This is a genomic window from Vitiosangium sp. GDMCC 1.1324 (assembly GCF_003044305.1).
GTDB lineage: Bacteria > Myxococcota > Myxococcia > Myxococcales > Myxococcaceae > Archangium.
Genome location: NZ_PZOX01000037.1, coordinates 34,022 through 53,330, shown reverse-complemented (window position 1 = coordinate 53,330; position 19,309 = coordinate 34,022). Strand labels below are relative to the sequence as shown.

Below are 19,309 nucleotides of genomic sequence, written 5' to 3'. Positions count from 1 at the left end.
CAGATTCCAAGCGAACCTGCAAGCCCATGGCGCGTACTTTAAACACTAGCATGTTACAACATGCTCTCAAGGAAAGCGAGTGGAACACCATGCGAGCATTGCATGTTATAGCATGAGTATGACGCATGGCTCGCCATGCGCCACGTGCGGGAGGTAGGAACGCTTCGCGCCACCTGGGGGGTGGTTAAGGTGGTGAAATCGTTGAAGAAGCCGTGTGCACCACCCTGTACCACCAGCGCTGAGGGAGATCGAGAAAGCAGCCGAGCCTCGTGCTGTGGCGAGCACATCACTGAGCGCTGCTTCTCTCCCCGAAGCCTCTTCCCGCACAGGGTGCTACAGCTCGGTTGCAAGGGGCTGCACGCGCTACGTCCATGTGGCCTGTCCACTGGCAGGGCCTCCCGGCCCTGGCGATTGCGGAGTACGCGGGGCTGCCCTCCAGCAACGCCGCCACCTGACGGCGGACGGCCCGGAGTGCATGCAGGGTGGAGCGAGCCCTGAGCCCTCAAGGCGGGTGGAGAATGGTGCAGGAGGACAGAGGCTCGTAGTCCTGCGTGCCGGCCTCGTACCCAATGCCCATGCGGTAGCCGAGAGCCATCACCCCGTGGCGCGCGAGCAGCCGGGCCACGGCTGGCGCCTCCCGCATGAGGCGCTGGCAGCGCTCGTCCGAGTCGGGGGTGGCACAGAAGAGGCCGGAGCGGTGCAGCGCGAGGGGCACCACGAAGGAGAAGTCCGCGCCGAGGTGGGGCAGGTGCGCGTCCACCAACTCTCGCACCTTGCGCCAGAGGGCCTCGGTGCTCAGTACCCGCCCGTGGGCGAGGAAGTGGCGCACCCGGGAGCCGTGCGCGGCCTCCTCGGCGGAGGCGGGCGGAAAGCTCTCGTCAAAGCACCTGTCGCACAGGAGGTTCTCCACCACGGTGCCGCACTGGAGGCAAGAGGGCATGTCCGCCTCGGGTGAGCCGAATGGGCGCTCGGCATTCTGCAGCCCAAGGCTTCCATCCTCCCGCAGGAGGAGGCCCATTTCCGGAGCCGCTGCGCGCGTTCGCGGTGCGCTACCTGGCATATGTCCTGGAGAGGGGTGACATGCTGAAGGCGGTGGTGGAGAGGCTGGTGGTGTCGGAGCCGACGTTGCAGGCATGGCGGCGGGGGCAGACGCCCGACAGCAAGAAGACGCAGAGGAGTGACCCGAAGGCGGAGGCGCTGCTGCCGGTGGTGGTACACCCGTCGAAGGTGCACGCGCCGTCGCCCGTGGCGACTACCTTCGCGGTAGTGTCTCCGCAGGGCTGGCGCGTGGAGGGGCTGGGAGTGCAGGACGCGGCGCAGTTGCTGAGGAAGCTGGCGTGCTGACGCTCACGCGCGCGGTGCGCGTGTTCGCCTGCGCGGCACCTGTGGACATGCGCAAGGGCTTCGACGGACTGAGCGCCCTGGTGGAGCCTACCGCTTCTGGCATGAGGGTGAATGCTCTCCCTGCGCGAAGCGCTCCACACGGGAGCCGGAGTTCAGATGCGGAGGCCTTCTGGTCGCATCCGCGCGAACTTGTCCGACAGTCGGACAGGTCGGCGAAGACCGCGCCCGGGATGTCCTCGCATCAAGGCTCTTCGAACCCGTGCTCGTGCCAGAACCGCATCTTCATCTGATTTCCTGAAGCCCCGGAGGGGTCCCGGCTCGGCCTTCGCTTGAGGGCCTCGGACTCGCATCCCACCGCGGATTCAGTTCGACTTCCGACCTTTGGGCGCGAGGATTCCGAGCGCTCGAAGCGTCGGCCCGTCCCAGAGCTCCGCCGGGTGCTGGGAGCGGAACCACTCCCATTTCGCGAGTGAATCACCCATCCAGCGCCCCTTGATCTCGACGTAGATTCCGCGGCCCGGCAGGAACAGGTCGGGCCGGTAGGTCGTCACTCCATGGGCTGGCGTTGAGAACAACGGAAACGGCAATGCGAACGGCCCGGGTTGCCATTGGAAGTCCATCTTGTTGGCGTTCAACCAGCGGACGGTCTTCTCCTCGTACGAGCCCATGCACACGATGGCCTCACCCGTCCGCCAGTGCTCGAGCGTGTAGACGCGGTTCGCGGAGCGAACAACCTTCAATGCGAGATCGGCACGTTGCATGTTGTGCGCAACCCCAAACCTTTGAAGCGAGGTCGCGCGGCTCTTTTCCGTACGTCTCTTCCAGTGGCCATGGCCACGGAGGACGGACGCGGGAAGTGCCCACCATTCACCAAACTCAATATCGATGAACCGCGCGTGGGTCAGTTGGTTGATGAACGTTGTTTCATCGATGCTCACGAGGCCTCGATGCGCCTTGTTCAGCCGGTGCTGCAACTCCGAAATCGGGGTCCGGCGCTTTGCCGCCTGGGACGTGCGGGCTCTCTGCGGATGGAGGTGCCCGGCGAGCAAGGTCGTGGGTGCGGTTTCCCAAGGGCCATATTGCTGGTCGATGAAGACCGCTGGGGCGGATATCCGCGAGTAGGTCTCTGGTACCAGTCGTACCTGGTCGCCGTACTTCCGGGACACGCGATGAAGAACCTCCGCGAGCGGAATGATCTTGGTCCTGTTGTCGGATTTGCGGCCATTGATTCGGGCCTGTTCGGCTTTCTTGCAGCCACAGCCCTTGTTGTGGAGACGCAGCGTGGTGAGGGTTCGCAACACGCGGGTGCCACAATGAAGGCATTCACACCCATAGACACGAACCGAAATGCCCCGTGCATTGCGGGTAGAGTGCGGACCGTCAATCACTCGGAGCGCGCCCTCGACACGCCCGAGAATTGATTTCGCGGCCTCAGTCGCCGCGAGCCGCTTCCGCACTTTCGGGTGGCGCGAGGGGTTGCGGAGGAATGAGTTCGGACGCAGCCGATAACGCCCCGCTTCGCGGTCGATCAAATATGCGGGCTCATCGAGGCCACGATAGGAACTTTCGAGGAGCGTGACGTAGCCTCCACTCAAGGCCTCGATCTTCTCCTTGATGACGGCTGCTGGAATCCGCCTCGCTTGACCCTTTCGCGCATTGCCGTACGCAGGGTGGCGGCGACGTGTGAAGAGAATCTGGGAAGGAACGCCGCGAAACCGGCCATGGTCGGCGTCGATGAAGTCACACTCCGTGGTCCCATCCACGAACGTCGCCTCATCGAGAGTCACGACGTCCCCATGAATCTCTTGAAGCCGTCTCATCGCCTCCGCGAGCGACATCCGCTTGGGGCGCAACAGGCACGAGCACGAGCGGCATTGCCTCAGCGGAGTGTCGCGTCTCACCAACTCCCCCGTGACGACCAGGCCGGTCTTGCCGCAGTCACAGCGATACTCCCACAGCACCTTTTCGTTCCGGTTCGGTGCACGTGCGAGGATCATCAGCTTGCCAAAGCGTTTCCCGGCGAGGTCGTATTTCCTCAAGGCCCTGTGTTGCATGGAAGATGGACGATAGCGTGGCCAAAGCGGCAAGCACGTATGCCTGCTTCCGTCGTCGCTGAACCAGAGCCGGTCGTGGCCGCGCTAACCCCCGGACATGGTTTCTGACCACGCCGAATGATGCTCAGGTGGAGGTACTGCGGCACGCGGACTTCCGACCCGTGGGTAGGCATTCGGTGCATCCAGGGCGCAACGAACCACGAGATGGATGCGCTGCCCTTCTGGCTCTTTGTTCTCCCGCGGCCTGCCCCTGGGGCCAGGCTGCCAGCGCACTCTACGGCCTGGACGCGGTGTCGGCGGCGCTGCAGCCCGAGGACATCGTGGCCATGGGCGAGTCCATGCGCGTGCTCGGCCTGGACATAGGCCCGCTTGGCCCGGGTGTAGCGGTGGAGCTTCATGGAAGGCCCTCATGGTGCAGCGGCGCCGACACTCGGCGGAGCTCTCGATGGTACTTCACACAGACCTGCTCGCGCGCCGCTCCTCACCCGCCAGCACACGTCGCCATTGGGGGAGTCCCGGCCGCACACGAGACACTGCCCCCTGGGCGTCTCGCGCTGCAAGGCCAGCAGCGAGGAGAAGTCCACTGCACGGGTTGCCACCTTCGGCTTCCAGGCGGGAGGCCTGACCTGCGGCCCGGGGCCAGCTCGAGGAGTGCGGTCAGCCCCGGGCCGTAAGCACCAACAGCCCCTCATTCCGGGCCTGCGCGGTCCGTAGGGCGCTGGGAATAAAGGCGAACACCTCCTCTGGGCTGATGCTCTGATTGTTACCACGATTCAGCCAGCGCCGCGTCCGGACGAGCATCGCCGGCGAGGGCCCTTCGAGCACTGCCTCCAGTGCTGAGAGGAGCTGGCCAACATCACTGGGAGCCGCGAAGAGGGCGCCGAAGTGTCCTGGCATCCGTGCCGCTCTTTTCGCTCCCAACCCGAAGTACAAGGCAGCAGCGGCTGGGATGCGGTCGCTGATGACAAGGCTCGTATTCTCTGCGGTGGGCTCGATGCCCCAGAGGTTCGCCTTCTCGCCCGTCTGGATGAATTCTTGCCCAAAGGTGCTTAGTGCTTCCGGGCGGAAGAGTTCCTCGAACTCTTCGGTCCCTTCGGGGTACGTCAAAAAGCCAGGACGGGCAGGATCGGGAATAGCCTCGGGAGAAAGAGAACCTGGAGCCTCGCGCCAGCGTGCGAGCACTCTGTGCGCGGTTGGAGGCACTGCCGAGGCGGTGACGGCCTGGGCAAACTGTGCGGCGACGCTGGAGGCATGTTTCGGGGGGATGCGCAGAGCCAGCCAGAAGAAGGTCACGCCCATGGTGCGACCATAGCCGTCTCTCAGGAGGGCACGTGGACGTTTCTCAGCTCGCTGGGGGGCGCAGCTCCGCGAGAAAGAAGAACCCCGGTCTGAGGAGACCTCGGAGCCGGGGCTGTCGTCAGCGGTGCGCTTAGGCGGTGGAGCCCCGGAGAGCGTGGCGGTAGTGCAGCTGCTCCAAGGCGTCAGCCTGTGCTTCGGTGGGCCCGCGTGAGCGGGGAAGACAACGCGGCCTCGGGTGCTTCGGTGTAGCCCCGGCAAGCGGGGAGGAGGCGGCCTGTCGGGTTACGACCGGCCTGAGAGGTTGTTCAGGGCTCCCCGCGAGCCGCGCGAGCAGCGGCCCATTCGGCTGTGCCGCGAAGGGACATGATGGAGGTCTCAAGATGGGGCGCACCGCGCAGGAGGTCGCGCAGCTCGTGCTCGTGCCAGAGCAGGTCCATCATTTTCAGCACCGCATCCACGGCCGCCCAGGCAACAGCATCCGTCACGGCTGTGCGCAGGGCCTCGGTGGAGGCTCCGGTTGCGAGGTGTCGGGCCATTTCTGCGAATGGGGGCACAGCAAGGCTGAGGCTGGTCAGCCGCCGCACCAGCTTCTCAGAGCCCTGGGAGCGGGCGCGAAGCGCAGCCCCGAGCATGACGGCCTCAAGAATGTCGGCCCGGCCGTTGGCTTCATTGGCAGCCTCGACCGACCCGTAGCCCACGGGGTCGAAGTGGGGCAGGGGTTGGCGACGCACAGACGAGGAGGCGAAGCTCCCGGCCTTGTGGGCGGCTGGAACGGTTGGGGCGGTGAGCGTTCTCGACATGATGGACCTCGGCCTAGTAGCAGGCGCAGCCTGCGGGCTTCTTGCAGGTGTAGCTGGAGCTGATGCAGCTGTCGCCGCAGGGCTGACTGCCGCTTCCGCAGTGCTTGCAGCAGGAGCTGGAGGGCGTGCTGGTGGTGGAGGACGCGCGCACGGTGAGGGGCAGAGTGAAGCTGGAGCTCAGCCCCTGAGAGTCAACTACGGTGCAGTCCACGGAGTAGTCGGCGCCGGTGGAGGGAGCCGTCCAGGTGACGGCACCGCCGGAGGGGGTGCCGAAGGCTCCGCCGGTGGCCCTCCACTCCAGCTGTAGCGTGTCGTTCGGGTTCCTGTCGCGGACGGTGGCGCGCAGGGCCACGGTGCCGCCGGCGCTGACTTCTGCTGGGTGGGCGGTGAAGGAGGTGAGGTAGGGCGCCTCGCTCTGTGTGGCGCTCGTGGCGGAGAGGTCATCGAGGGTGATGAAGACGAGCGTCTTCTTCCCGTCGGCGAGCGTGACGCTGGTGGCCTGTCCTGCGTAGAGCTGCGTCCCAGCAGAGTCGAGGGCCCGCGCGGTGAAGGTTCTGTCGGTGCCGCCGGCGAGCGCGTACATGCTGTCGGTCCAGAGGCTCGTCGTGCCGGAGAGCGTCGTCTTCTCCGGGTCCTCTCCGGCCGCGGACACCTCTACCTCCACCTTCGCGATGTTGGCGGAGGGTGCCCCGGGGCGAAGCCGGACAGTCACCTCTGCGGTGCCTGAGGAGCAGCTCGTCAGCAGCAGGGCCAGCGCGACAACCAGGCTCGAACGCGATTTCTCCATCTTCATCGTGGCTTCTTCCCCTGGGGTAGCGGTGTTGGGCCCGGGTTTACAGGTGGGTGCAGTAGGCTCAAGCCTGGCCTGCTTCGCCGGAAACCGTTGAGAGCAGCAGAGACGTGTCTCTGCCGCTCTCTGGTCGCCAGCACATGCTCCGGCCATCAACGCGTAAGCGCCTTGTAGTCCACCCTGTTTCCCATCACTGCCCAGTCACTGATTACGCCACAGAGGATGGACGTCAGGTTCAGGCCGGCATTCCTGAACTCAAATTTGACTGCCTCCCTGAGCCTCTCCGCCGTCCAGTCGTCAGGGATGGTTCCCAGGACGGTGGTGTTCGGGAGGAAGACTTCCAGGTCCGGCGTCGTGACGGTGAAGCCCGCATTCCCCAGGATGCTGTAGGCGATCCTGTAGTCCTCGCTGCCTTGGGGCTTCAAATCGAACGAGATGACTGCTCCCTTGGGCATGGTGTTGCGCCTTTCGTATTGGCGATGCACTCCGCACCGCCTATGAGCTGATTCGACAGCGCCCCTTCAGCACCGTCAGCGCTCGATCTAGTGAGGCACGTCACCTGCGTCAACCGCGAACTCTGTACGCCCGTTCAGTCCTTTCGCTCCTTTGCGACTGATCGCGGTAACCGGGCCAGCGGCCTTCGCGACGGGAGGCGCGTCCAGGGGCGCCGCGTGGCGGGGCTGTTTTCCTGGGCTGGGCAGGAGAGGGCGGCTTACTCGGGCCACTGCTGGGAGCACTCAGGGCGACCCGATCCCCGCCGCTATTGCTGAATCGAAACGGCGTGGTTTACCATGCGCGAGTGGTGTGCCATGCTGTGTTGGTGGTGTCAACGCAGGTTTAGGGGGCGTGGGTGCCACTCCTGCTTCGTGCGCCACTGAAAGTGGCGATCACTCTGCCGTGCACCCATCGTTGTTGCCTTGAGGAGCGCCGAATGACGGTGAAGCGAAATCCCATGGCCTTTACCGGAGAAGAAGGTGCCAGCCTCGCCAACCAGGTGGGCTTCTTCCTCGTATTTCTACCTGCGGGGGTGATGGTTCGTATCGTGGGCGATCCGGGGGAGCATTGGCTGCTTGCCGGAGTCCTCGTCGCCCTCAGTGGACTGCTGGGCGGGTGGCTCTTTGGTCTCGGACGAGCTCCAGTCCGCGCGGGCTTGATGGGCGGCCCTATCGCCAGCGTAGGTGGTGCGCTGCTCGCCTACTTTTGGCTCGCTCGACGGGAGCAATACTTCATTGGCGAGTTCGTCCTGATGTGGGCGTTCGGTAGCGCGCCGGGAGTTCTCGTCTACAAAGAAGCGTGCGAGGTGGACTCGCAATTCGAGCCTCCTCAGGACTGAGGTCGGAGGTCCCGCCCAGGTTCAATTAATCTCGGTGGGAGAAAGCCCCCCCGGAGTTGTTGGCCCGCACCGCGTTCGAGCCCGAGGTCAAGAACCGAATCGCCTCCCTTGTGCGCTGGATTCAGGACTCCGGCGTCACGCGGGACGTTACAACGCACGCGCTGCGCTTCGTGGAGACGCTGGATGGGTGGGGGGCCGCTACCAACTCGCAGAGCGCGCGGGGCCTCGGGCCCAGCGCTGAGCTCGGCGCTCGCTTCGCATAGGTGGTTTCAGGAGGTGGCGCGTGGGTGAAGCTGAGAGGGAGTCAGGAGGACATGCCCCGGGAGAAGCCGTTTCTTCCGAGGAGCTGCTGCGCGAGTTGGAAGCACGGGGACAGTTGCCGGGCTTCTTCGAGAATTGGAGCCTGGAGGACTGCCGCTGGCTGCTGCTTCATGCATTGCTCATCGGGTGGAGTTCGCGCTTGATTCTGCTCCTCGAGGGTCGCGTCCTCTCCAGTGGGGCGGCTCTTCTCGTCGCATGTCTCGCATATGGAGGCATCCTTCTGTCGGTGGCGCGCTGCCTCTGGTCCGACTGGCACGCCAGGAAAGTGCGTTTCGCCCTCGGCGTCGAGAAGCGTAGGAAGGCACTCCGCGCAGCGCGGGGGGACGCCTCCCGGCGCATGGAAGATTGAATGTGCGAAGCGTCCGTGATAACTCTTGAGACTTTGTAAGTTACCGAAATTACAGGTGTCGGATAATGGGGATTATGTAAACTGGACTCGTGAGGTCGGCCCTCTCAGGTGATGCTGGGAGTCGTGCTTCTGGGCTTGGCACACGACGCTGAGCAGCAACAGCGGTAAGCCCTGGTTCCCGGCCCCGTCTCCGCAGCTCCGCCGCTCGCGGGGCCTCCCCACCCCTCCCACGCGCCTCAACGCGCGCGGGCCCCTCCCCGAGTGGGCTGTAACAGCAAGCCCCGAGCGGCCGTTGGCCGCAGTAGGCTGACCGCTGCGGAGGTGGCGTCGATGGAGCAGCCCCTACAGCTCACCGAGCAGCGCGCGGAAGTCCTCGCCACCCTTGGGGAGAGCCGCCTGAGCTGGCGCGAGCTCTCGAATCGGCTTCCGGGCCGTCCCATGCTGTGGCGCACTGTCCTCTGGCTCGTGGACAGGCGCCTCGTCCTCCGCGACACCACGGTGTTTGGCGAGTTCCTCGAGCGCACCTCCGCAGGGGCCGAGCTGCTAGCCGCCCACCGCTCGCAACCGCAGCGGCACGCGCGAGGTACGCGCCAGGGCCCAGGCCGCCGGCCTCGGGCTGCAGGCCGCCGGTAGGCACCGGCTCGAGCCGGTGTGTCGGCGCTCCTCGAGCACCGCCTGCAGCAACTCCCCGTCCGACTGGCCACACCCGTCAACGGCCCTTCTCTGCTCCTACTGCACCAGGCCGCCCCCTCAACAGGGCCCCATATTGAAATCTCTATGGGTCCAAGCGAAGAGTGCCGAATGTCGGCGAATCAGGACATTGGCGGCCGAGCGGTGTACCAGGGCTTCGCGTATCAGGAGGCCGTAACCGTATGGGTCGCGCTCGAGCTGATGTTCGCTCGGAACGCGGGCATCGAGCGTGTCGAGTTCGAGCCGGAATCCCAGGAAGATCTCGCGGTCTTGCTTCCGGCTCTCGGTGAGAGACGTCACCTCAGCATCCAGGTGAAGTACCGAAGCAAGCACTGGGGCAAGGCGGAGTTCGTCGAGATCGTAGGCATCCCGCAGCGGCCTCCAGGCACGCGAGGTCCCGAGCGGCGGATGTCTCCCGTGGCGCGGTTGGCCGCGAATCCCGGCGAGCACTACCTGCTCATCACCAACACCACGCTCGATACCTCCCTTCAATCGCTGCACGTCAGTGGCATCCTGGACCTGGCGCCCACACCCCGGTTGCCAGACTCCCTCAAGGGGCGCATTCCCCCGGGTATACGCCTTGAAGAGTTGGCACCTCGTATCACGGTGCTCCAGCCGAAGGAGAAGGAGCACTTCCAACTGCTCTCGGAGGAACTGCTGAAGCGGCACCTGCACGTTCCCGGGCTCACCGTGCGGCAGTGCCGTGAGGCCCTGGCCGAAGCGGTGCGCGCCAGGATGCTCCAAGGTGCGGCCTCCCGGTTCTGGACGAAGCAGGACATCGTCGCGACAGCCAGCCAGTACAAGGGTGCACTCTCGCCCACCGAGGAACTGGATGACTTCGTGGCACCACGGAACTTCCAGGCCATGAAGGCGCAGCTCGACAGCAGACACCTGCTCGTGCTGCTCGGTCCACCAGGGGTGGGCAAGACGCTGGTCGCGCGCAGGCTGGCGTATGAGTACCAGACCGCCGAAGAGCCCTTCGCGTTCGTGCGCATTCAGGATCCCACCGAGCTTCAAGACAGGCTTGAGGCCACGAGGGAGCCGACCGTCTTCTTCGTTGAGGACCCCTTTGGGCCCGTCCGTCCGGGTGACAAGGCGGAACGTTGGCTCCATGCCCTCCCCGGCCTGCTGGACGAGGCTCGGTCCGACAAGAAGATCATCGTCATGTCCCGGATGGCGGTTCTTCGCGCCTCCAGCGAGCAGAAGCAGTTCCAGCAACTACGGGCCGAGGCGATGCATCTGGACAGCACGGACTATGACGCCTCCGCGCGCTGGCGGATTCTCCAGAACAAGCTCAAGAGGGCCGAGGGGTGGCAGCGCGCTCTGGTGGATGACCATCGTGACGAAGTCCTGGAGCGCCTCCACGCCCCGCTTTCCATCAAGACCTTCGCGGCGAAGGTGCGGCGGCTGGAGCCTCAAAACGTGCTCCGCCTTCGTGCGCTGCTGCGGGAATCGGCCGTCGACCAGATCGCCAGCATCGTGGCGCAAGAGGTTCGAGGGCTGCCCTGGAACACGATTCCATCAGCCCTCGTCCTCTGGAGCCTGCTGACGCGGGGGGCGGTGTTCCCCTTGGAGGCAGCCCTTACGCGGTCAGAAGTCCTCCATGGGGTGGACCGGAGTCTTCACGTGGACATCCGGAAGCTGCTGGACTGGATGCTCGCGGCCAGCTGGTTGACCGAGGAGCCTGAAGGGTACCGAGCCCACCCGCAGGTCACCGCGGGGCTCGAGCTTTTGCTGGGTGAAGAGCCCGCCCAGGCCGCCAACGTCTTCTCCGCGTTGTTCAAGGGCTTGCTGGCGGAAGAGGACTTCAGGGACGTACTCGACCTCGCGGGAGCTCTGCCATCCAACCCCCAGCTTCTCTCTCGCGAGGTCCATGGCTCATTCGACGCGTGGCTCCGTTCAGCGCTGCTGACGGCGGAGGGAGCCTCCCTGCCAGAGCTCTACGTCACCGCCGCCCGGTGGCTGCGGGGAGTAGATCCCGTAGCAGCCCTGGTTCGGGCTCTTTTCCCCCCGCCCATCATCGAAGACGGCTCCCGGCAGGTGACGCCGTGGCAACTTCCCAACTGGCCCGGCTCGCTCCTGGAGGCCATCCGCTCCAGCCCCGACGCGCGGCAGGTCATGGAGCGGTTCATCCAGTACGTGCTGCCCGGCATCAACAACGTGTTCTATGCGCAGTTCGTATGGGACCTGGACCTCCTGGGATGGCACTTTCCCGAGGCATTTGCCGCAGCGGCCCCTGTTGCTATCCGGGAGGCGACGACTGCCCTCAGCGCCATCATGTTGGGGGCCGTGCTCTGCGCGTCGCCGCCTTTCGATGAGCTGATCGAGTTGCTCGATTCCGAACAGGAGCGGCGCTGGAACAAGGTCCACGCGATTCCCGAGCGCAGGGAGGCCGAGCAGGGGCACCTCGATATGCTCGAAGCCGCGGCCATCGACGAGCAAGACCTCGATGATCGCGTGATTCTGGCGAATGCGCTTGAGCGGCTGGTCGCGCGGCGTAGGGCTCGCGAGGGGTATGCGTGGTTGCCCGGGCACCCGCGACGTCGCGAGCTGCTCTTCTCCTGGTGCAAGGCCATCCAACCAAAGAATGCGTCGCTGGATGAGTTCCGCGCGCTCAGAGACGCATGTGAGCCCGGGCAGCGCTGGCAGGTCTACGAGGTTATCGGCCGCACGAGGCACACGGGGAGCGCCTCGTTGCTGTTCGATGCACTGGTCACTGCCGAGGGACATGAGGCACGCGCGGCTCTGCAAGCGCTCTTCACGTTGTGGCCACCGGAGGCGCTCAATGCCGAGCTGAGTCCCTTGCTGGCGCAACCCGAAGAGCGAAGGGCCGCGCTGGTCGCGATTGTCGGGAGCGCTCTTCCCTGCGACGAGCGCGACGAGACGGAGCCTGGAGTCCAGAAGACCCTGGCGCGCATTCTGTTCCCCGAGGGGTGCACGGCGCTACGCGCCTGCATCAAGGCGCAGGCCCGGAGCCCCTGGCCTCCCGACCTGGACGAACTGTCCGTCGATGACCGCAAGCGCCTCTGGAAGTGGGTGCGCAGTCCATCTCCAGAGCTTCACGGTGCGGCCATTCGCGTGCTGGCCGCGGCGGGTGAACCCGTCGCGTCGGCCGCCGCGGCGATGCTGGAATCCTCGGTCGCGCCCTTCCGCGAGAAGGTGATTCAGGCGCTCGCTTCGGACGTGTCGCGCGAGGCCACTGCCCTACTCGAGCGCGCGCTTCAGGACCCTGACTGGAAATGCCGGGCCGCCGCCATTCTCGCGCTCGCACCTCGGGCGGATGCGTCCGGAAGACGAGCCGTGCTGGCCTCCGCGAAGGACCCGAGCTGGCTAGTGCGAGACGCCTGTATCGCGGCCATCCGAAACCACCGGTGGAATGAGGGACTCGACACCCTCTTCGCGTTACTTTCCGACGCACAGGACCTCGGCATCGGCTACACGGAGGAGTCGCGCGAGCATGGAGTGGCCTATGCTGCGGCCCAGGCCCTCGTCGAGCTGGCGCCACTTCCGGAGTCGCTCGCGCGCAGGCTCCTCGATTTCCTCCGCGCGGGGACGCAGAGCAACCGGGATGCCATGGTGCACCAGCAGCTCATGGTGCTCTTCATGGTTCAGAAAGTGGACGAGGCGTTTTCGCTGCTCGCCGAGCTCCTTCAGAGCCCCATGCGCCGTGTCGTGCGCCTCCAGGTTCACTATCCCGTTCGTAAGGGGGCTGTCTGGGCGCTGTTGCAGCAAATCACCTGGCGTCCGGAGCTGGCGCAGAGGCTCGAACTCCCACCTCTGGTAGAGGCCGCCCTTCATCCCGACCCGGTCCTCTCGGGCGGTGCGTGTCTGGTGCTCGGACGCATGGGGCCTTCGGTCTGGCCCGGAGCCGCGGCTGCGCTTGGTGAGGCAGGGCATTGGGAACGGGGGTTCCTGCTCGGGGCGGAGTGGCTCCGGGCGCATCACGTTCTGCCTCCCGAAGAGGTGCGTGCGCAGCTTCCCATCAAGGCGGTGCAGTGCCTGGAGTGGCTGATGGCGCTCGCACCTGACTCAACGGAGTCCTGGCTGCCTCATCCCGGAGCCCTGGACTGGCTGGCGGAGCTCGCGGCAGGGGGGGCCTGGCGAATGTTCCTCCGGTACTACCTTCAGCTCTACTTTCACGCGCCGCCCCCTCCGGGCCCGCCCGTTGGCTCGGTGCCCTATTTCTTGAAAACGCTTCCCTACGCTTTCTTCGTCGCCCCTCGTGGTGACTGGGTGGAAGTGCCGCCTGATGGTGATAAATGGCCGGCGATCTCCACCTCACGCTGAACAGACGCGCGGATGCGCGCGAAGGAGCGGGACCCGATTCCTTGGGCTACCTGCCCCAGCGGGACCGGCTGGATCTTTCGAGGAGGGCCACTGAGGCGGCTCCAACGCTGCCGGGCCGACATGGCCATACTCCGTTGTTCCGCGCCGAGCTGCCCAGAGCGACGTGGGCGCCATCGCGGGGTACATGCCCCAGGACCGCTCCGTCATTTCACGTCACTTCAAGTTCTGGAGGACGCCGGCATCGTGCGTGCGCGGCGCGAGGGGCGGCACCGCATCTACGAAGTGGATGGACAGGCGTTCATCACGTCCTTCGAGCGCCTGCTCACCCGCGCGAAGGAGTTGGTGGTGGTGTGCTGGGCACGCAGTTCGCGCAGAAGCAGATGGAGCAGCTCGCGGGCGTGCTGCGGCTCGCCGGGTACGAGGTGCCTGAGCTGTAGGCCGTCCCGAGGGCCACGTCAGCTCGACGCTGCTCACCTTGCTGGTGTTCCCCACCATCTACACGTGGTTCGACAGAGGTGGGCCCATTGCCGCACCGGAGACTCCGGAAGAGGCCCCGCCCCCTGCGGGTGGCACCTTAACCGCCGATGGAGGGGCGGTGTAACACAAGTGCGTCGACCAGCCCGGGCGTTGATTACAGCGGGGCGCGCTTTCGCACCTGGCTTAACCGGCGGCGAGAACCCCGCCTGCGGCCACTTCGAGCACTCTCCTGTCCACGCGGAGTGCTAGTCTGAACGAAGGTTCAGACCTCCTCGGGAAGGAAAATGGCTGCTACGTCAAAGATCGAGTGGACGGACGCGACGTGGAACCCCGTTCGCGGCTGCACGAAGATCTCGCCCGGATGCAAGCACTGCTACGCCGAGACATTCGCCGAGCGATTCCGAGGCGTGCCCGGGCACCCATATGAGCAGGGCTTCGACCTTCGGCTCGTTCCCGAGAAGCTCGCCGAGCCCCTGCGCTGGTCCGTGCCTAAGCGGGTCTTCGTCAATTCGATGAGCGACCTGTTCCACAAGGATGTGCCGGACGAGTACATCGTCTCGGTCGTTCGCGTGATGTTGATGGCCGACTGGCACACCTACCAGGTGCTCACCAAGCGTTCGGAGCGGATGCGCGACTTACTCAAGACGAAACTGCGCTTCGCCTCGAAGCGGTCGCACATTTGGTGGGGCGTGAGTGTCGAGGATCGCCGGTACGGTCTGCCGCGCATTGAGCACCTGCGAAAAGCCCCGGCCCGCGTCCGCTTCTTGTCGGTTGAGCCGCTGCTCGAAGGGCTGGGAACCATCAATCTCGACGGCATCCACTGGGTCATCGTTGGAGGCGAGAGCGGCCCAGGAGCGCGTCCGCTTCGCCCTGAGTGGGTGACCTCGCTCAGGGACCAGTGCCTACGTGCGCGCGTGCCCTTCTTCTTCAAGCAGTGGGGCGGAGTGCAGAAGAGCCGGATGGGCCGAGAGCTGGAGGGCCGCACCCATGATGAGTTGCCCGCAGTGCCAAATCTGCCCATCGCAAGCTTGGAGGACCGGCGAGCTGCTATAGAAGAGGTACAAACCCACCTCGCGAGGTGCTCGTGATCGACTTTTCTCTGTACAAAGGGCGAGAGCAGACAGGTGTTAAGCATCTCTTCCTGTCGGAGTACCTCCAGCGGTTCGCACCTATCATCCGCTCCTGGTGCAAGACCATTACGTACGTCGACTGCTTCTCCGGTCCCTGGCAGGAGCAGTCGGAGGACCTCAAGGACACTTCCTTTTCTATCGCCCTAGAGGAGCTTGAGAAGGCGCGCGAGGCGGCAGGTGGCGCGCTCAACCTCCGAGCGTTCTTCGTGGAGAGGGACGCCGACGCCTACAGGCGGCTCAAAGACTTCGCCGACAGGCGGGGAACGGAGGCTCGCGTCGAGGTCGAGACCCGTCACGACGAACTGGAAAACCGCATTGAGGACATCGTCCGCTTCGTCAAGGCCGGTCCTCCGAAGAACTTCCCCTTCCTGTTCATCGACCCTACCGGTTGGACCGGCTTCGGCTTGGAGGCGATCAAGCCGCTTCTGCAGCTCAACCCTGGTGAGGTGCTCATCAACTTCATGACGGGCCACATCCGCCGCCTCGTCGAGCACCCCGAGGAAGGGCAGAGGGAGGGATTCGAGGCGCTTTACGGGTCTACTCGGTGCGCGCGAGTGCTCGATCGGGTCGAAGGGAAGACCGGCCTGGAGCGTGAGGACATCCTGGTCTCGGAGTACCTGCGCGCCATTCGCGAGACGGGCGGGTACGAACACGTCTCTGCGGCTGTCGTGCTCAACCCGTCGATGGACCGCACGCACTTCCACCTGATCTTTGGGACGCGTAACCCCAAGGGGTTGGAGGTCTTCAAGGGCGCCGAGAAGAAGGCGATGGAGGCGATGTGCCAGCAGCGCGCTGTCGTTCAGGACCGCAAGGGTGACCAACGCCAGACTGGCTTGTTCGACATGGTGAACGAGATCCCGCGGCACGACAGGCACTACCAGAGCCTGCGCGAGCACTACGGCAAGCTAGCGCAGCGTAGGATGCGGCGGGACCTCGAGAGCAAGAGGCGAGTCCGCTACGGCGAGCTCTATTCGAGCGTGCTCACCGTTCCACTCACGTTCGAGTCCGACCTCAAGCAGTGGCTGAAAGAGTGGTCGGAACAGGGGCTGCTGAAGATTGATGGGCTGCAGGGGCGGGAGCGCGTGCCAAAGCTCGACGGCGATCATCATGTCGTCTGGACTGGCCCTGCTGTCACAGCGACCATCGCGAGCTGAACATGAAGCGCTTCGACGAGGCGGTTCGCGGTGGGCATCCGCGCTCCGGACGGGGGACTCAGGCCGCCCTGCGGTTGCGGTGGACCCCTTCCCTTCGGATGCTGCCTCTACGTCCTTGAGCACACATCGCGCGGTGACGCGCTTGTCCTGCAGTGCGGCGGGTGGAGATACTGCTGGCGCCGCGCTGGGCCACGCATGTGCGCACGCACCGGTGGCACCGCTCGCAGAACGCCACCTTCTCCGACCACGAGGTGCGCGTCACCGCGACGTCCACCTCTGCCCGGAGGTGGAGGCGTGGGTTCTGGGGTTCGGAGATGAGGCCGAGGTCATCGGGCCCCCCGAGCTGCGGGAACGGGTAGCCAGGAAGGCCCGCGCCATGGCGCAGCGCTACGAGGGCGTGCCGGTGGACTCCGCGAGCCCCTCGTCTTCGACAGGGACACGCGCTGCCAGCGAGGCGCCGCCGAGGGTCGGCAAGCGCACGTGAGTGACGGGGGGAGCGAGCTTCGACACCGGGCCATCGCTGCGGATTTCAGGTGCTGGACACGTGCGCCCCCTTTGCGGTGCGGACCGCGAAGCCTGCGGCCCGGAGCAAACGTGAGAGGCCCTCCACCGCACGGCAACGGAGTGTTACGCCATGTCACTGCCCTCGCGCGCCTGCTAGGTGAGGCCTTGGCCATTGGGGCAATGGAACCTTCGGGCACAAGACCCATGGGCAGCAATGGCCGCTACCCACGGTCCGGAGCGGCGTCGGCCTGAGAAGGCTTCGCGGTCCAGCGCCACGCCTGGCCCGTGCGAGCCGCGTCCGGCTCCGCTGCCGTGAGGCGGGGGGGGGCTGCAGTGAACCGTCGCCATGGGGGAGAGTTCCTCTCCATCCAGGGGTCATTCCGTTCACGAGCAGGCACTGCGGTCGGCTGCGTAGCTGGTGGCCCCGGGTCACGAGGGCACGCCGCCGTGGCTTCGCTTGCAAGCCACGGTGGCGTCGGCGCAGGCTAGTACCTGTTGGGGTGGTGCACGCCGCGCGACGTGGGGGATTGCTTGCGACTAGCGGGAGACGCCTCACTTTTCGATGCACTCGACCGGCATGCTCGGCGACGGGCAGAAGGCCATGCCCTGCTGAGCGTCCTCGTGGGAGAGCAGGAGCGCGCATTGGAGGTGTGGACGGAGTGGGTCCATCGCCGGCGGTTGCGCGTCGCCGCCACGGAATCAGAGGACGCACGCGAGATGGTCTCCGCGTGGGCCACGGTGCTCGCACGGGGACGGGATTTGACTGCGGACGCGGAGGCCTTCGTCAGCCGTTGCCAGCCTGCGGGCTCGCAGCACGAACTGAACTTCCGGCGTAAGACGGCCCACGAGCGACGCGTCCTCTTGAACGGGCTAACCCCTCCTCCGCCCCCTGCCCTGCCGACGTGGGAGCTCTGCCGCCGTCTATTGGAGGGGCCTGTCCCGTCTCCGCCCGGAGTCCTCCCGAACGCGGTGCGCGAAACCATCGCGCGCGGGCCCGTCGCGGCGCTCCAGATGCTCCTGGCGCTCGTTCCCACCACGGACGTGCCAGCCTTACGCTTCCGGGCAGGCCGTGACGCCTTCCTGGGCCTGCGCACCGTCACGTCACTCTGTGCGGCAGCCCCATCGCTCACCGCCGCGTGTGTGCTCTCTCCTGAGTCCTTCGCCGAGCACTTACGCCGGGGCAACTCACGGGTGCCCGCCATGATGATGGAGGGCCGGCTGGACATTGAGGAGCCTCCCTCCCCTTTCACCAGGATTGGCGCGGGGAGGCTCACGGCAACACGGCTCCGCCAGGAAGGTATCCCCGAGTCGATCATCTCACTCCTTACCGAGTTGGAGCAGGACCTCACCTCTCCCCAGGGGGAGAAAGGCCGGGACCGCGCACGCAGCAGGCCCGAGCGCGTCCTCTTTGAGATCCTCCAATACCATCGCTCCACGAGGGGCCTCTTCGTGCAGAACGAGTCGCTGGAAGTAGAGGATGGCGAGCGCCCGTGGCAGGTGGATCTGCTCTGCCGCGAGCTGCGGCTGGCGGTGGAGATCGACGGGTACTACCACTTCCGGGACGAGGAGGCCTTCCGCCGCGACCGCCGCAAGGACGTGGATCTCCAGCGCGCCGGCTACCTCGTCTACCGCGTCCTGGCCGACGACGTGCTGCGTCGCCTGGAAGAGATCCTCACCAACCTCGACAAGCTGATTGCCGCCCGGAGGCAGGAACTCGCCGGGCAGGAGACACCCCATGGACACCGTTGACACCCGGCTGACAGGGCTCGCCCTGTCGTGGCTCACCACGCGCCCGCAGCGGCGCGGTACACGCAAGGCGCTCGAGGACGCGCTGCGCCCCTTCGTCGAGAACCGTTTCAGCCGTGCGGAGTGGAAGGAGCGCTCCGAGGCGTTGGTGGCCGAGCTTCTGCGGGGCAGTCAGGTGGCGGAGCGCGGACGGGACGGCCTGGAGTTGACTGCGGAGGGCCGCAAGCAGGTGTTGCGCTTCCTGAGCCAGGACGCACTGCCGCGGGGGATGACGTGGAAGAAGTTGAAGGCCACGCACCTGCAGGCGCGCAGCCTGAGCCTGCCCCCCTCGCGCGCGACGCTGACCTGGCTGGCGAAGGCGAGTGGCCTTCGCGCCGCCGTGCTGAAGCGTCGGTACGGGGTGGAGGGTAAGGAGGACCCCACGCTGGAGCAGGTACGTGACCGGCTGCTGTGGCGCCAGCTCGGCGTCGAGACAGACCGGCCGTTCACGTTGTCCGCGGTCCAAGCGCACCTGCTCAGCAAGATTTTGGAGATGGAAGTCAGCAACCCACGCCGGGGCGTGGAGCAACTCGCCGCACGTGCTGTCGGGGCCACGCGCGTGGATGCCGAGGTCGTGCGAATCGCCGCCTTGCGCGGGTGGCTGATGCCGTCGACCGAGTCCACGTCCGTCGCCAACGCCGGACGGGACACGGTGCCCTCGTCTGCCGCGGCTCCGGCGGCCACAACCCTTTCGCCCACGAGCACCACCGAGGCCTTCGCGAAGCACGTACTCGAGGTGGCCCGCACCGTGCCCGCAGGAGGCCGCTTCGGGCCCAACAAGGTGTTCATCGCCCACGTATGGCGGGCGCTTCAGCCAGAGTGGAGCAGCCGCGAGGCATTCAATGCGGCGCTGCTGGAGGCCAACCGTGCCCGTCACCTGTCGCTGAGCCGCGCGGACCTCGTTTCAGTCATGAACCCCTCGGACGTGGCCGAGTCAGAGGTCCGCTCTCATGGAGCCAGTTTCCACTTCGTCGTCCTCTAACCCGCTTCCT

The 19,309-nt window shown here is 65.8% G+C and carries 15 protein-coding genes; 9 read left to right on the top strand and 6 right to left on the bottom strand.

Annotation, left to right across the window (positions count from 1 at the left end; translation table 11 throughout):
• Positions 1-502 precede the first annotated feature (502 nt).
• Entirely contained in the window at positions 503-940 is a 438-nt protein-coding gene (locus DAT35_RS54935) for a hypothetical protein (RefSeq protein ID WP_146210278.1), read from the bottom strand.
• 140 nt (positions 941-1,080) lie between these two features.
• On the opposite strand from DAT35_RS54935, the gene DAT35_RS54930 reads away from it, so the two are divergent.
• Complete coding sequence (locus DAT35_RS54930) at positions 1,081-1,344, top strand: hypothetical protein (RefSeq protein WP_146210277.1); 264 nt, start codon at positions 1,081-1,083, stop codon at positions 1,342-1,344.
• A gap of 362 nt (positions 1,345-1,706) precedes the next feature.
• Here DAT35_RS54930 and DAT35_RS54925 read toward each other — a convergent pair whose 3' ends face one another.
• The 5 genes from DAT35_RS54925 to DAT35_RS54905 form a co-directional block, all read right to left on the bottom strand.
• The gene (locus tag DAT35_RS54925) at positions 1,707-3,383 is read right to left on the bottom strand and encodes a hypothetical protein (protein ID WP_146210276.1); all 1,677 of its coding nucleotides are present in this window, start codon (positions 3,381-3,383) and stop codon (positions 1,707-1,709) included.
• 672 nt (positions 3,384-4,055) lie between these two features.
• Positions 4,056-4,697, bottom strand: coding sequence for a hypothetical protein (locus tag DAT35_RS54920; RefSeq protein WP_146210275.1), 642 nt, complete (start codon positions 4,695-4,697; stop codon positions 4,056-4,058).
• A 305-nt stretch (positions 4,698-5,002) separates the two neighbouring features.
• Complete coding sequence (locus tag DAT35_RS54915; protein WP_108077483.1) at positions 5,003-5,497, bottom strand: hypothetical protein; 495 nt, start codon at positions 5,495-5,497, stop codon at positions 5,003-5,005.
• A gap of 13 nt (positions 5,498-5,510) precedes the next feature.
• On the bottom strand, positions 5,511-6,290 hold the full coding sequence (locus DAT35_RS54910; RefSeq protein WP_108077482.1) for a hypothetical protein: 780 nt from the start codon (positions 6,288-6,290) through the stop codon (positions 5,511-5,513).
• A gap of 149 nt (positions 6,291-6,439) precedes the next feature.
• Entirely contained in the window at positions 6,440-6,742 is a 303-nt protein-coding gene (locus DAT35_RS54905) for a hypothetical protein (protein ID WP_108077481.1), read from the bottom strand.
• Between the two features lie 476 nt (positions 6,743-7,218).
• Between DAT35_RS54905 and DAT35_RS54900 the strand changes: the two genes are divergently transcribed.
• From DAT35_RS54900 to DAT35_RS54855, 8 genes are all read left to right on the top strand, one after another.
• Positions 7,219-7,620: a hypothetical protein gene (locus DAT35_RS54900; protein WP_108077480.1), complete on the top strand. Its 402-nt coding sequence runs from the start codon at positions 7,219-7,221 to the stop codon at positions 7,618-7,620.
• A 1,000-nt stretch (positions 7,621-8,620) separates the two neighbouring features.
• On the top strand, positions 8,621-8,923 hold the full coding sequence (locus tag DAT35_RS54885) for a hypothetical protein (RefSeq protein ID WP_108077477.1): 303 nt from the start codon (positions 8,621-8,623) through the stop codon (positions 8,921-8,923).
• Positions 8,924-9,091: 168 nt separating this feature from the next.
• Positions 9,092-13,267 carry a HEAT repeat domain-containing protein gene (locus tag DAT35_RS54880; protein ID WP_108077476.1) on the top strand — a complete coding sequence of 1,392 codons (4,176 nt, stop codon included), beginning with the start codon at positions 9,092-9,094 and terminating at the stop codon, positions 13,265-13,267.
• 761 nt (positions 13,268-14,028) lie between these two features.
• Positions 14,029-14,832 (top strand): DUF5131 family protein, encoded by an 804-nt coding sequence (locus DAT35_RS54875; protein WP_108077475.1) that lies wholly within the window; start codon positions 14,029-14,031, stop codon positions 14,830-14,832.
• The gene (gene tcmP / locus DAT35_RS54870) at positions 14,829-16,028 is read left to right on the top strand and encodes a three-Cys-motif partner protein TcmP (RefSeq protein ID WP_158502342.1); all 1,200 of its coding nucleotides are present in this window, start codon (positions 14,829-14,831) and stop codon (positions 16,026-16,028) included. Before DAT35_RS54875 ends, tcmP begins: the two co-directional genes overlap by 4 nt.
• The gene (locus DAT35_RS62615) at positions 15,934-16,512 is read left to right on the top strand and encodes a WYL domain-containing protein (RefSeq protein WP_108077473.1); all 579 of its coding nucleotides are present in this window, start codon (positions 15,934-15,936) and stop codon (positions 16,510-16,512) included. The genes tcmP and DAT35_RS62615 overlap by 95 nt, the downstream gene beginning before the upstream one ends.
• 989 nt (positions 16,513-17,501) lie before the next feature.
• Entirely contained in the window at positions 17,502-18,281 is a 780-nt protein-coding gene (locus tag DAT35_RS61650) for an endonuclease domain-containing protein (protein ID WP_233262273.1), read from the top strand.
• Positions 18,268-19,299: a hypothetical protein gene (locus DAT35_RS54855; RefSeq protein WP_108077471.1), complete on the top strand. Its 1,032-nt coding sequence runs from the start codon at positions 18,268-18,270 to the stop codon at positions 19,297-19,299. The genes DAT35_RS61650 and DAT35_RS54855 overlap by 14 nt, the downstream gene beginning before the upstream one ends.
• Positions 19,300-19,309 lie beyond the last annotated feature (10 nt).